Source organism: Streptomyces sp. NBC_01450 (assembly GCF_036227505.1).
Taxonomy (GTDB): Bacteria; Actinomycetota; Actinomycetes; order Streptomycetales; family Streptomycetaceae; genus Streptomyces.
Map to the genome: position 1 here is coordinate 1,878,720 of NZ_CP109481.1, position 12,790 is coordinate 1,891,509.

11 protein-coding genes are annotated in these 12,790 nt (G+C 73.1%); 2 read left to right on the forward strand and 9 right to left on the reverse strand.

Annotation, left to right across the window (positions count from 1 at the left end; translation table 11 throughout):
• Positions 1-128: 128 nt before the first annotated feature.
• The gene (locus OG568_RS57260; RefSeq protein WP_329537891.1) at positions 129-3,458 is read left to right on the forward strand and encodes a condensation domain-containing protein; all 3,330 of its coding nucleotides are present in this window, start codon (positions 129-131) and stop codon (positions 3,456-3,458) included.
• A gap of 113 nt (positions 3,459-3,571) precedes the next feature.
• Complete coding sequence (locus OG568_RS57265) at positions 3,572-3,883, forward strand: DUF6059 family protein (protein ID WP_329537892.1); 312 nt, start codon at positions 3,572-3,574, stop codon at positions 3,881-3,883.
• Between the two features lie 18 nt (positions 3,884-3,901).
• Here the strand turns inward: OG568_RS57265 and OG568_RS57270 are convergent, their stop codons facing one another.
• From OG568_RS57270 to OG568_RS57310, 9 genes are all read right to left on the reverse strand, one after another.
• Positions 3,902-4,879: a 3-oxoacyl-ACP synthase III family protein gene (locus tag OG568_RS57270; RefSeq protein WP_329537893.1), complete on the reverse strand. Its 978-nt coding sequence runs from the start codon at positions 4,877-4,879 to the stop codon at positions 3,902-3,904.
• A gap of 136 nt (positions 4,880-5,015) precedes the next feature.
• On the reverse strand, positions 5,016-6,185 hold the full coding sequence (locus OG568_RS57275) for a hydroxymethylglutaryl-CoA synthase (protein ID WP_329537894.1): 1,170 nt from the start codon (positions 6,183-6,185) through the stop codon (positions 5,016-5,018).
• Between the two features lie 3 nt (positions 6,186-6,188).
• Positions 6,189-7,250 (reverse strand): hydroxymethylglutaryl-CoA reductase, encoded by a 1,062-nt coding sequence (locus tag OG568_RS57280; protein ID WP_266592736.1) that lies wholly within the window; start codon positions 7,248-7,250, stop codon positions 6,189-6,191.
• Positions 7,247-8,338 (reverse strand): type 2 isopentenyl-diphosphate Delta-isomerase, encoded by a 1,092-nt coding sequence (gene fni / locus OG568_RS57285; RefSeq protein ID WP_329537895.1) that lies wholly within the window; start codon positions 8,336-8,338, stop codon positions 7,247-7,249. Before fni ends, OG568_RS57280 begins: the two co-directional genes overlap by 4 nt.
• Complete coding sequence (locus tag OG568_RS57290; protein WP_329537896.1) at positions 8,335-9,459, reverse strand: phosphomevalonate kinase; 1,125 nt, start codon at positions 9,457-9,459, stop codon at positions 8,335-8,337. The genes fni and OG568_RS57290 overlap by 4 nt, the downstream gene beginning before the upstream one ends.
• Positions 9,459-10,511: a diphosphomevalonate decarboxylase gene (gene mvaD / locus OG568_RS57295; RefSeq protein ID WP_329537897.1), complete on the reverse strand. Its 1,053-nt coding sequence runs from the start codon at positions 10,509-10,511 to the stop codon at positions 9,459-9,461. Before mvaD ends, OG568_RS57290 begins: the two co-directional genes overlap by 1 nt.
• Positions 10,508-11,536: a mevalonate kinase gene (mvk, locus tag OG568_RS57300; protein WP_329537898.1), complete on the reverse strand. Its 1,029-nt coding sequence runs from the start codon at positions 11,534-11,536 to the stop codon at positions 10,508-10,510. Before mvk ends, mvaD begins: the two co-directional genes overlap by 4 nt.
• Positions 11,537-11,638: 102 nt before the next feature.
• The gene (locus tag OG568_RS57305) at positions 11,639-11,824 is read right to left on the reverse strand and encodes a hypothetical protein (RefSeq protein ID WP_266592726.1); all 186 of its coding nucleotides are present in this window, start codon (positions 11,822-11,824) and stop codon (positions 11,639-11,641) included.
• Positions 11,821-12,456, reverse strand: a complete 636-nt coding sequence (locus OG568_RS57310; protein WP_329537900.1) for a hypothetical protein — start codon at positions 12,454-12,456, stop codon at positions 11,821-11,823. The genes OG568_RS57305 and OG568_RS57310 overlap by 4 nt, the downstream gene beginning before the upstream one ends.
• Positions 12,457-12,790 lie beyond the last annotated feature (334 nt).

Sequence of the window (12,790 nt, forward strand, 5' to 3'; positions counted from 1 at the left end):
AATCCGACCCTTGTCGATTCGGACAGATCAGGGGCCGCCAGGGAAGAGAGGCACTTTCAGCGCAGCGGACAGAGAGGAGCGAGGAGGGGGGCCGGCCGCGCGCAGCGGACCGCAAAACCCCGGACATCATGACTGTTCACCGCTCCCCGAACGCATCGATCTGTGTGGTCGTCGAACCCGGGTCCGCTCCCTATCCGACCCCGTGGCCCCTCGAACTGCACGGTCCGCTCGACGCCGTGGCCCTGGAGAAGATCCTGGGCGAGCTCACCGCCGGCGATCCGGGCCGAACCGCCGTGCGCTACCGGTTGGTTCGGCACGGCCCCGACCACCACACGCTGCGGCTGTCCGCGACGCGAGGCGCGTCCGGTGCCCGCGTCTCCGGCTGCGTCGCCGACCTGCTCACCGAGCCGCCCGTCGCCCGGCGCCCGCTGACCGCCGCCCAGTACGCGGCCCGCGCGCCCGAGGGCGAGCAGCGTTACGAGGCCGTGGTCATCGAGCCGGAGGCCCCGCTGGAGGCGGGCGTGCTGCGGGAGGCGCTGCGGGCCGTCGTCGCCGCCCACCCCCAGTTGCGTTCCCGCCTCGACGGCAACGGCGCCTGGCTGACCGGGGCGGCCGCGTCCGGTGACGCGGGCCCGGATCCGCTGGTGGAAGGGGAGTTCACCGACGAGGCTTCCTTCGCGAAGGCCCTGGCCCGCACCGGCCGCACCCTCGATGCGCGCACCGGCGTTCAGCTGCGGGCCCTGCTCGCCCGGGACCGCCGGCCCGGCGGGCCGCGCGGCGACCGGCTCGCGCTGGTCGTCCACGAGCTCGCCGTGGATGCCGCGTCCTGGCGCATCCTGCTCGACGATCTGACGGCCGCCCTCGGCGCGGCCGCCGCCGGAGCCCCGGCCCGGCCGCGCCGGGTGCCCGACGGCCTGGCCGACTGGGTCGCCGAACTGCGGGAGCTGGCCCGCGACGCCGACGAGGGACGGCACTGGGGCGGCGTGGCCGCGCACAGGGCGCAGGCGGCCGGCCCGCGGCAGACCGCGCCCGGCGCCGTGCGGCGCAGTGCCTTCGTGCTGGCCGAGGGGGCGACCGAGCGGATCACCCGGGGCCTGGCCCGGCGGCTCGTGCTGACCGCGGGACAGGTGCTGACCGGGGTGTTCGCCCTGGCACTCGCCCGCTGGTACGGCTGCGACGAGGTCGACTTCGACGTCTGGGGCGACCCTCGGCCGGGCCGCCAGGGCCTGCGGCGCCAGGTGGGCAGGCTCACCGATCCCTATCCGGTGCACCTCGCCCCGGGTCCCGGGCCCGACCCCCTGGACCAACTGGACGCCCTGGCCGGTGCGCTCGCGGCCTGCGCGGGGCGGGCCGCGGGCGGCGCGGGCTTCGGGGCCTGCCGCGAGTGGAGCCCCGACCCGCTGCTGCGCCATGCGCTGGGCGAACTGCCCCCCGCCCAGGCCTGTCTGATCCTGCACGGCGCGGGGGAGCCGCAGCCCGCCCGTGCCGAGACCGTGGACGGCGGCGCCCCCACCAGGCCCGGCCATCCCCTCGAGGTACAAGCTCGGGTCGTCGGCGGCAGGCTGCACATCGGTCTCGACTGGGTCGCCGATGCGCGGCTCGGCGGTGACGGGCTCACCGACGCCCGGGTCCGCGACCTCGAGCGGCTGCTGCGTGACCTGCTGGAGGAGCTGGCCGAGCTGCCCGCAGCGCCGGCCGGCGCCGTCTTCCGGCCCACCGCCCAGCAGGCGGCCCTGTACACGGGCGGCGACGCGGATCCCGGCACCGGCCGCCATGTCGAGCAACTGGTGTGGGTGTGGCACGGCCCCCTCGACGCCGCACGTTTCGCGGCGGCCTGGCAGTCGGTGTTCGACTGCGAGACGGTGCTGCGCACCGCGTTCACCGGCACCGGCGAACCGCTGCTCGTGCTGCACGAGCGGGTGGTGCCCGAGATCACCCGCCAGGTCGGCGGCGACGGCGGCTGGTCCCCGTTCCTGGAGCGTGACCGGCTGCGCGGCTTCGACCTGCGCCGCCCCGGAGCGCTGCGCCTGACCCTCCTCGAGACGGAGGCGGCCGCGTCCGCCGGCCGCGTCGCCCCCACGCGGATCCTGCTCACCTACCACCGGGCCCTGCTCGACAACTGGAGTGCGCACCTGCTGCTGCGCGAGTTCTACCGTGCCTACCTGACAGGCGGCACCCTGCCGGGCGGCGAGCGCCGCCCCGACCTGCGCGACTACACCGCCTGGATCGCGGCCCAGGACCTGGAGCCCGCCCGCGGGTTCTGGCGGCGCCTGCCCTCGCCCGACGGCGCGGCGTCCCGGCCCGGCCGGCCCGCCGGGCCCACGGGCATGACCGGCATCGGCCGCGCCCGCCTCAGCCTCGACCCCGTGGACACCGCCCGGCTCGTGCACTGGGCGGGCATCTGGGGCACCGCCGAGAGCAGCGTGCTGCAGGCCGTGTGGGCGATGCTCCTGTACCGGGCCTGTGACGTGAAGGGACCGGCCCCGGTCTGTTTCGCGGTGACCGTGTCGGGGCGTGGCATTCCGCTGGACGGCGCGGCCCGGATGCCGGGCCCGCTGCGCAATCCGCTGCCGATGACCGTCGAGGTGGACCCGGCGGACTCGGTGCCGCGGCTGCTGCGGCAGCTGCGCGACCGTGCCCTGGACATGGCCGCCTACGAGTGGGTGCCCGCGGAGTGGATCCGCGACTGGGTCGGCGGCGCGGGAGCCGATCCCGTCGATCCCGCCGACACGGTCCTGGTGTTCGAGGACCCGCCGCATCCGGTGGAAGGCCTGGCGGACGAACTGGCCGCCCATGGCATCCAGGCCGAGTTCCCCGGCACGCTGCCCGCCCGCTCCGTGCTGCCCATCGGGCTGCTCGCCCATCACGACAGATCGGGCGCCCTGGTCCTCACGGGGGTGCACGACCGGGCCCTGCTCGGTGAGGAGGCGGCGGCCGAGCTGCTGGCACAGTGCGCCCTGCTGTTGTGCGAACTCCCGTTGACAGCGGGCGAGTCCACGACGGTGGCCGAGGCCCTCGCCCTGCTCGAGGGCACCGCCGTACCGCACATGGCCGAGGCTCCCGAAGCCGGCCGCGCGGGCCGCGCCGCCCCGCTGGTGACGCTGCGTGCGGCGCGCGAGGAGGGGGCGGGCACGATCTGTCTGATCCCGCCGCCGGGCGCGCCCGTGAGCTGCTACGACCTGGTGGCCCACACCTATCCGGGCCCGCAGGAGCTGCTGGTGCTTGCCACCGGTGCCGACGGCGCCGAGGCCGCCCGGGCCGCGCTCGGCACCGGCCGGTCCCTGCTGCTGGGCGGGTTCTCCGGGGCCGGTGTGCTCGCCTGCGACCTCGCCCGGCGCATCGCGGCGGCCGGCGGCCGGCCGCCCCGGGTGGTGCTCGCCGGTGCGGCCGTCGACGAGTGGCATCGGGCCCATGGTCTGTCCCGGGCCCTGGCGGCCGCTTGCGGGCAGCCGAGCTGACCCGCCGCCACCGGCGCCGCCTCCGGCGGCCGGGTGATCGTCCTCGACCGCCTCACGAGTGGATCTTGCCAATCTGTGCAGGCAGACGCGAGTGAACTGGCGAAAGGGCGGACATGAGACGGTTGTTGCGTAGTGGTCGCAGGGTACTGGCGGCCCGCTGTCTGCGTCCGCTCTGGCAGTCCCTGGTGGTCATGGGAGCCGTGCAGAGCGGCCCTTTGGTGCACTATTACGCGGTGGTCGCCCCTCTGTCGGGCCCGCAGCCCTACGATCCGTTCGCGTCGTACGGGGCGCAGCCCTGCGGACCGCCGCCCGGACATCCGGAGCGGCTGCGCTTCGACCTTCCGCTCACCGCGCGGGAACGCCGCCTCGACCGGGAGCTGTGGCCCGCCCACGGCGCCGTACGGCGTACTCCTGACGGCCGTTGACGACCGCGGCGGGCCGGCTCACCACTCGACCAGCGCGAAACTCGCCGCCATGCCGCCGCCGAAGCCGGCGAGCAGCAGCAGCTGGCCCGGGCGGAAGGCGCCCGCGCGGGCGGCCGCGTCCAGGGTGATCGGGATGGAGGCTGCGCCCGTGTTGCCGTAGTGCGTCAGCGTCCGGTGCATGGTGGCGCGGGGCATGGCCAGGTCCTCGACCACCTCGTCGAGCATGACGCCGTTGGCCTGGTGCGGGATGAAGTGGCTGATGTCCTCGGGGCCGACGCCTGCCTCGTGCAGGAACCCCTTGACCAGGTGCGGCAGTTGCTCGACGACGAAGTGGCGCACCGCGCGCCCGTCCATCGCGAAGTACTGCAGCCCGGCGTCGAGCCCGGTGGCGTCGACGGGCAGCCGGCTGCCGCCCGCGGGCACCTGGATCAGGTCCGAGAGCTCGCCGAACGTGTGCAGCGCGACATGGCGCACGCGCGGGCCACGGCCCGTCGTGCCGAGGACGATCGCACCGGCGCCGTCCCCGAACAGGACGACCGTCTTGCGGTCGGCCGGGTCCAGGATGCGCGAGTACACGTCCGCGCCGATGATCAGCGCGTGACCGCCCCGGTGTTCCAGGACACCGCCGACCGCGGAGAGCGCGAACACCGTGCCGGAGCACACCGCGTTGACGTCGAACGCCGCGGTGCCGGGCGCACCGAGACGGTGCTGTACGTACGCTGCCGTGGGCGGCTGGGGCCGGTCCGGCGTGGACGTGGCGACCGCGATCACGGACAACTGCTCGGCGGTGATGCCGGCCGACTTCAGCGCGGCCCGTGCCGCCGCCGTGGCCAGGTCCGAGGTGGCCTGGCCGGGGGCGGCCCAGCGCCGCTCCCGGATGGCGGTCTTGCGGGTGATCCAGGCGTCGTCGACTCCCGCCGCCGCACCGACTTCGTCGTTGGAGACGATCCGGTCCGGTACATAGGCACCCGTGCCGATGATCCTGACGTCGGTCATGCGGCTGCCCTCCCCTCACGTGGTTGGAATGCGCTGTGCCGTGCTGTGCCGGGGCTCGCCGGTGTGCGGTCCCGGCGGCCCTCGAAGGTGGGCAGCCCAGAGCGGCTGCCCACAGGTCCCACACGCCGGAGAGGCCCTAGCGCGCCTGGTAGATGCGCTTGTGGCCGCTGATCCCGGCCAGCCGGAAGGGCCCGGTCGTCTGCGCCGGGGTGGAGTGGTCGCCGCCGTCCGTCGGGAACGCGCGCTCGTGCAGGGCGCGGTAGCCCGCGTAGTCGACCGGCCGGCGCCGGTCGATCGCCTCGAGGTGCGCCTTCGTGCGCAGGTGCTCCTGGTACCCGGCGACCACGGTCCCGGCGAAGAACTCGGCGACACTGCCGGAGCCGTAGCTGAGGAAGCCGACGGGCCGCCCGGACAGGTCGTCCGCCTGGTCGAGCAGCGCGGCGAGGCCGAGGTACATCGACGCGGTGTAGCTGTTGCCGACCACGGTGTTGTAGGCCGTGGTCTGACCGATGGCGCGGGCGATGTCGTCCTTGTCGGCGTCGTGCCCGCAGTAGTTCAGCAGGTGGCGGTGCGCCTTGTAGGCCATCTTCGTGAACGGCTGGTGGTAGCAGAACGCGGCGAAGTTCTCGAGCGTGTGGCCGCCCTGCTCCGTGTAGTCCTTCCAGACGCCCTCGACCGCCTGCAGATACGCGGCGATCGACTCCTGCCCGTCGACCAGCGCGGTGTCACGGTAGTTGGGCCGCCAGAAGTCCATGACGTCGGCGGTGAAGAGCCCGGAGGGGTCCTCGACCCGGACCAGGGCGGGGTCCGCCGAGACCAGGATGGCCACCGCCGCCGCGCCCTGGGTCGCCTCGCCCGGGCTGTCGAGGTCGTACTTGGAGACGTCGCTCGCGATGACGAGGACCTGCTGCCCGGGGTCGCGGCGCACCAGGCCGATGGCGAACTGCAGGGCCGCCGTCGCCCCGTAGCAGGCCTGCTTCAGCTCGACGACCCGGGTCGCCGACTGCAGCCCCAGCAGCGAATGAACGTACACACCCGCCGACTTGGCCTGGTCGATCGACGACTCCGTCGCGAACACGACCGTGCGGATCAGGTCGCTGCCGTGCCGGGCGACGACCGGCGCGGCGGCCGCCGCGCCCAGGGTCACGATGTCCTCGTCGGCCGCGGGGACACTCATCGACTCCTGGCCGATGCCCACATGGTATTTGCCGATCTCGGTGCCGTTGTGGCCGGCGAGTGCCGTGTGCGGCAGGACGAACTCGGTTGTCGCGAACGACAGATCGTGTATTCCGATGGAGAGAGGCATGGCCTATGCACCAACCTTTGCGGTCGTGTTGTCGCGTTCCAGTTGGACGTGCGCGCGCATGAGCTCACCCGGGTTGGTCTGGGCCGCGAGCAGCGAGAGTTCACCGCACAGCACGGTCGCCGCCGCGATGACGGCGAGCCGGCGCGCGTTCTCACCGGGTGCACGGTCGGCCCGGCAGCCGAGCCGGGTCAGATTGGTCTCCACGAAGGGCAGACCCTTGCCGTTGCCGACCGTGCCCACGATCAGGTTCGGCAGCGTGCAGGAGAAGTACAGGTCGCCGTCGCGGTCCTCGGCCATCGTGACGCCCTGGGAGCCCTCCACGATGTTGGCCGCGTCCTGGCCGGTGGCCAGGTAGAAGGCGAGCAGCATGTTCGCGTAGTGGGCGTTGGCTGAGCGGATGCCGCCGGCGAGCAGGGTTCCCAGCAGGTTCTTGCGCAGATTCAGCTGGACGACCTTGGCGGCCGTCGTGTGCAGGACGTTGTCGACCACGTCGCGCGGCACCAGCAGCTCGGTGACCACGTTCTTGCCGCGGCCGAGGATGCCGTTGATCGCGGTGGCCTTCTTGTCCGTGCAGTAGTTGCCCGAGATCGATCCGTAGGAGATGCCCGGCACGGTCTGCAGCAGATGACCGAGGAGCGCGTCGGAGGCGAGCGTCGCCATGTTGTGGCCGGAGGCGTCGCCGGTGCTGAACTCGAACCGGATGAACAGCAGGTTGGCGTTGATCTCGTGCCGTATCCCGATCAGTTCGGCGAACCGGCTGCAGCCGCGCACCACACCGCGCAGCTCGTCGATCCGCGCCTGGATGGTCCGCGCGGCCGCGTGCGCGGTGCCCGCGTCCGTCGCCTCGACGAGCACCGAACGCGTCATCCGCTCGTCGACCAGGGTGGCGACGATGCCCTGCTCGGCCAGCATGGAGACCTTCGCACCGCGTCCCACCGACGGCCACAGCGGCGACTCGTAGGTGGCCAGCGGTACATGGGTCTCGGCCAGGGCGACGTTTCCCGATACGCGCAGGGGGCCCACCCACTTCATCGGGACCCCGGCTATCGCATGTGCTTCAGTCATCGTGTGCTTCCCGTCATCTCGTGGAGGGCGTCGCCGGAGCTGGAGCGCTGGGCGAGACGACGTGTGTCGATGCCCCGGTCGGCGCAGAAGGAACGGAGGGTGCCCTGGATCAGCAGGTCGCAGTGCGTGAGGTCGGCGGGGGTGAGCGCGCCGAGCATGGTCTGCAGCGCCGCCAGTTGGTCGAGCCAGGTCGTCATCCGCGCGACCAGAGCCGGCACACCGCCGTCCAGCAGGGTGCGCAGGAAGCCCCCGGACGATCCGACGGCCCGGGCGCCGAGCGCGAGTGCGCGGGCGACGTCGAGCGGGTCGCGGACACCGCCGGAGGCGAGCACGGGCAGGCCGACGCCCTGCGCGTCCAGCAGGCAGGCGGCGGTGGACTGCCCCCAGTCGTGCAGGAAGGCGTAGTCGGCCCGTTCGCGCCGGCCGTTCTCGATGCGGGCGAAGTCGGTGCCGCCGCGGCCGCTGAGGTCGGCCGCCGCCACCCCGAGGTCCCGCAGCGCCAGGACGGTCTGCCTGCTCAGCCCGTTGCCGACCTCCTTGACGATCACCGGGACGTCGACCGCTGCCACGATCTTCCCGATCTGCGGACCCCAGGACCCGAAGGAGCGGTCGCCCTCCGGCATGGGAGTCTCCTGCGCCGTGTTGAGGTGGATCTGCAGGGCGTCGGCGCGCAGCAGGTCGACGGCGCGCCGCGCGTTGTCGACCGAGGCCGTCGCGTTGACGTTCGCCATCACGAACCCGTCCGGGTTCTCCCGGCGCAGCACGCGGAACGTGTCGGCGCACGAGGGGTCCTTGAAGTAGGCGTGCATGGAGCCCGACGCGATGGCCACCTCGGTCTCCCGCGCGGCGATCGCCAGATCCCGGTTGATGGCACCGGTCTTGGCGCTGCCGCCGGTCATCGCGTTGATGTAGAGCGGCGCCTGCCAGGCGATCCCGGCGAAGTTCGTGGCCAAGGACACGTCCGGCCGGTCGATGCCGGCCAGGGCGTGGTGGACGAACGACACCTCGTCGAACTGGTTGCGGCCGCTGTGCGCGTGCTGCTGCTCCATGGCGAGCCGGACGTGGTCGTCCTTGCGCTGAGCGCTCATTGCTGGATCCCTTCCAGGGCGACACGGACGGGCAGGGGCAGCACCCCGGCCGCGGCCCACCGTTGGCGTACGTACGAGATGTCCTGCGGCGCTGCGGCGTCCAGCAGGGCGATGCCGCAGTCGCCGCCTCCCGCGCCCGACGGCTTGGCCGCGCCGCCCGCGCCCTCGGCGGCGTCGCACAGCGCGCGCAGTTCGTCGGTGAAGACACCGAGGCCGACCTCGTCGTCCAGGCGGGCCAACTCCAGGCGTGCGCGCCGGATCTGGTGCAGCAGACCCGGGCCGTCACCGGACTCGAGCGCACCGGTCACGGCGTGCACGACGTCGGTGGTGGTTGCCACGAACCGCCGGTGCGAGGCGGTGCCCCGCCAGGTCCGCCGGTGCAGGTCGGACACGAGGGAGGCGGTGGAGGCCGGATTTCCGGTCCAGCCGACCTGAAGGCTCAGGCCGGCGGGCGAGGGCAGCGGGCGGACGGCGAACCCCGGCCAGGGCGCGCGCAGCGCCGCCTCGATTCCCCGTTCGCGGGCCAGGTCGAGCACGAAGCCGCGGTCGGGCGCCGAGTAGAGGAGCCAGCCGCCCCAGGTGCTGGCGGCGAGATCGCCGCCGGAGCCCTTGGGGTCGATCCGGGCGGTGGCGAGCAGGGCGAGGCGGTACACGTCCGCGCGCGACAGCTCAAGGCCGCAGTACGCCGCCACGGCCGCGACGCTCGCCACGGTCACCGCACCGCTCGAACCCAGGCCGAACTTGCGGCCGTCCTCGTGCAGTGTGCTGACAACCGAGAGCTCCAACTCCGGTACGGGCAGGCCGCGTTCGGCCAGCAGACCGGCCACGGTCTCGACGGCCGAGAGCACGTGCACCGGCCCGCCGCGCGGACGGCCGCCGCCCTGGGCGCCGTCCGCGGTGAGCCGGCCCTCGTGCCAGCGGCGGCGCACCGGGTGCGTGGCGAGGTCGGAGGAGATCACGACGCCGGGCGTGTGAGAGCCGGACACGGTGACGGTGACATACCGGTCGACGGCCACCAGGATCGCCGGGTTGCCGCTGTCCACGACCGCGTACTCGCCGGCGACGAACAGCTTGCCCGGCGCGCGCCGGACCACGGCCGGCCGACGGGGCGAGGAGCTCATCACTCGCCCTCGCCGGTCAGGCGGGCGCCCGGCCCGGGGCCGGCGATGTGCACGGCGCGCCCAGGGGCGGCGGCGCGCACGAGGCCGGCCACCCGCTGCGCGTCCGCGCGGGCGCACAGGACTTTCACGTTCGGCCCGGCGTCCATGGTCGCGTAGGCCGCCACCCCGTCGCGCCGGAGCTGCAGCACGCTGTCGAGCACCGTCAGCGTGGCCGGCGACAGATAGCGCACCGCGGGGCGCGCGGCCAGCATGGTGGCGTGCATACCGAGCGCGTTGCGCTCCGCGATCTCTCCCACCGCCGCGAGGTCGCCGCGCAGCAGCGCGGCCCGCATCCCGGTCAGGTCCTCGCCGCTGGAGCGGGCCCACGGCCGGTACAGCGGGGAGGTGTCGACGGTGCGGCGCATGGCCGTACGGCTGGACACCTCCTTGGGGCCCGCGTCGAGGACCGCGACGACCAGCGCCGGGTCCAACTCCGCGGTGGGTACCGGCTCGGCGTAGGAACCGAGATCGGCCTCGGCGTCCGTGCCCGAGGCGTCGCCCGCGTGCCAGACGGCGAAGCCGCCGAAGACGGAGCGCGACGCGGACCCCGATCCGCGCCGGGCCAGGCGGGACAGACCGGTGGCGTCCAGGCCGAGCCCGTACGCGGCGGCCGCGGCGACGGCGAGGGCGGCGAATCCGCTCGCGGAGGACGCCAGACCCGCCCCGGTGGGGACGGTGTTCTCGCTCTCCACGACGGCCCGCTGCCGCAGCCCCGCCCGCTCCCGTACGAGGTCGAGGAACGCGGTGACGCGGCGCAGCGCCTCCCCGTGCGCGGGCGCGCCGTTGAGCGTGACCGCGTCCCGCTCGGCCGCGGCGTCGAGCCGGACCCGGGTCGTCGTGGGGAAGATGTCCAGGGTCATCGACAGGCTGTCGGTCCAGGGCAGGAACAGCCGCTCGTCGCGCTTGCCCCAGTACTTGATCAGCGCGATGTTCGGGTGCGCGACGGCGGTGGCACCGCCGGCCGCGGCCCGCTCGCCCGGCCGCTGCCCGGGGACCAGGAGTTCGCCGCTCATGGCTGCCGGCCCCTGAGCGGTACGGCCCAGGTCCGCACGGCGCCGGCCTCGAGCAACTGCTGAGTGACCCGGCCGGCCGCCTGCGGTGAGGCCAGCGCGAGGACACAGCCGCCCAGGCCGCCACCGGTGATCTTGGCGCCGTGGCTGCCCGCCGCGAGTGCGGCCCGCACCAGCGTGTCGATGCGGTCGGTGCTCAGACCGGCGTCGTGCAGCAGTTCGTGATAGTCCGTCAGCCGTGCGCCCAGCTCCGCGGGCCGTCCCTCGGCGAGGGCTCGGCCGGCCTGGTCGACGAGGCGGGTCGCCCGCTGGACGAACGCCTCCTGCGCACCGGCCCGCTGCCCGAATCCCGCGCGCAGCAGCTCGACCGCCTCCTTGGTGCTGCCCGCGGTGCCACTGTCCGCGACGATGAACACGTCGTCGCAGCCGATGGCCGGCCGGCGGGCCCGGCCCGCCTGGAACAGCAGCGGGGCCGAGGCGCCCACGGTCATGGCGTCGACGCCGCTGGCCCGGCCGTGCGTCATGTTCTCGGCCGTCTGCACCAGGTCGAACGCCATGTCCTCGGTCAGTTCACGTCCGAACAGCCCGGCGAGGGCCATCACCACGGCGCGCGAGTTCGCCGCGCTCGAGCCAAGGCCGCGGCCGGGCGGGATCGCACCGTCAAGACCCACTTCCAGGGGCGGCCCGTCGTGCACCCCCATCCGCTCCTTGAACGCGCCGACGAGCCGGCGCAGGCTGTGGGAGGCCTGGGTCACGACCGCCCGCGACGCGGACCCCGACATGGTGAACGAGAGGTCGCCCCCGTCGTCGCCGGAGTGCGAGGACCAGCCGGCCCGCGCCGTGACCGTGAGCTGTGGCACCGGAAGAGCGATGGCCGGAGCGCCGTAGACGACCGCGTGCTCGCCGAGCACGATGGCCTTCGCGTGAGCGCGGCCGATGCCGACCGCGCCGCCGGCCGGGTGTGTGCCCGGGACTTCCGTCGCTCCCGTTGTTCCCGGTGCCCCCTCCACTGAGGCCGGTAGAGTCAACGTACTCAGCTCCCCTTGTCGTTTGCGCATCGAGGCCGCGATCGTCATGAAGGAGCGCGCGCCCTTTTCCCGGCGCGCTCTCCTGCGGAGATTCAGGACACGTCAGAGCCGACGCCGCAGAGCGATCTGTGTGAGTTCCTCGATGTCGAACTCCGAGCGGCATCCGGGTGTGCCGTACCGGGTGATCTTTCCGCGGCTCACCCACTTTCGGATGGTCGCTTCCTTCACTCCCACGGCGAGTGCCGCCACATTCGTGGGAACGAGCCGGTGACGGGGTGGCTTGATCATGCGCTGACGCCCTTTCGCTGCCGCTCCATGAGCCGCCCCAGAAGGAGCAGCTCGTGCATCTTCCAGGAATGTCCGGCCGAGCAACTGACGCTGCTGTCCGGCGAGTTCCTGCTCTTTTGGTGCTGCGGGGAAGCACTGATCGTCCCGTTGCAGCCCCCCACGACGCACTTTCGGATGAGTGCCTGGAGGTTGCCGGGGTCGGGGTCGACGATGCGGCGCAGTTCGCCGGCGAGGCTCTCGATCTCGTCCGCGAACTCGGCGGCCGGGGGCTGCGCCGTGAGCCAGGTGAGATGGCGGATCAGGAAGCGCGCCAGGTGCGGCACGGTGCGCTCCGGTGCCGCGCAGCCGAGCTGCTCCAGGACGATCTCGGACCATGATTCGAGCACCGCGAGAATGTTGTGCCGGCTGTCGAGCACGGAGATGTCGAGGAAGTCGTTCCTGCGGCTTCCGGAGACCTTGGTCGGGTTCGTTCGCCGGGACGTCGGCGATACGTGGTTCAGGCATTCCTGGTGCAGATACGGCAGAGCGCGCAGCTGACGCTCGACCTGTCTGACACAGCCGGCACACAGGAGGGGATCGGCGGAGGTGCGGATTCCCTCGGTGTGGCATCTGGGGCATGAGTGAACCTGCATCGAGTCTCCTTCATTTCAGATCCGCAGGGGAATTCCGCTGTCCGTTCCCGACCTGCCGGCGCATTCCGGCGAGTCCGGGAGATCTCCTCCTGAGCGGCGTGTCGGGGTACGTCCGAGGAGAACCTACGGACGAGCGGTGGAGTCCCTCTCAAGCCCCGTTCGGGAATCGCTCGGTGAATTTCCTCGAGCCGACTTCCAGTCGAATCCGAGCCCTGATTGAGCGCCTGCGTCGACGGTTACGGCGACAAGGAGGCGCTGTGTCTGGAACGCACGGAGGCGAACGTCCGCTGGGCGTCGCACTCACCGCAGGGCTGCCCCTGGCGGCGGCCGTTCA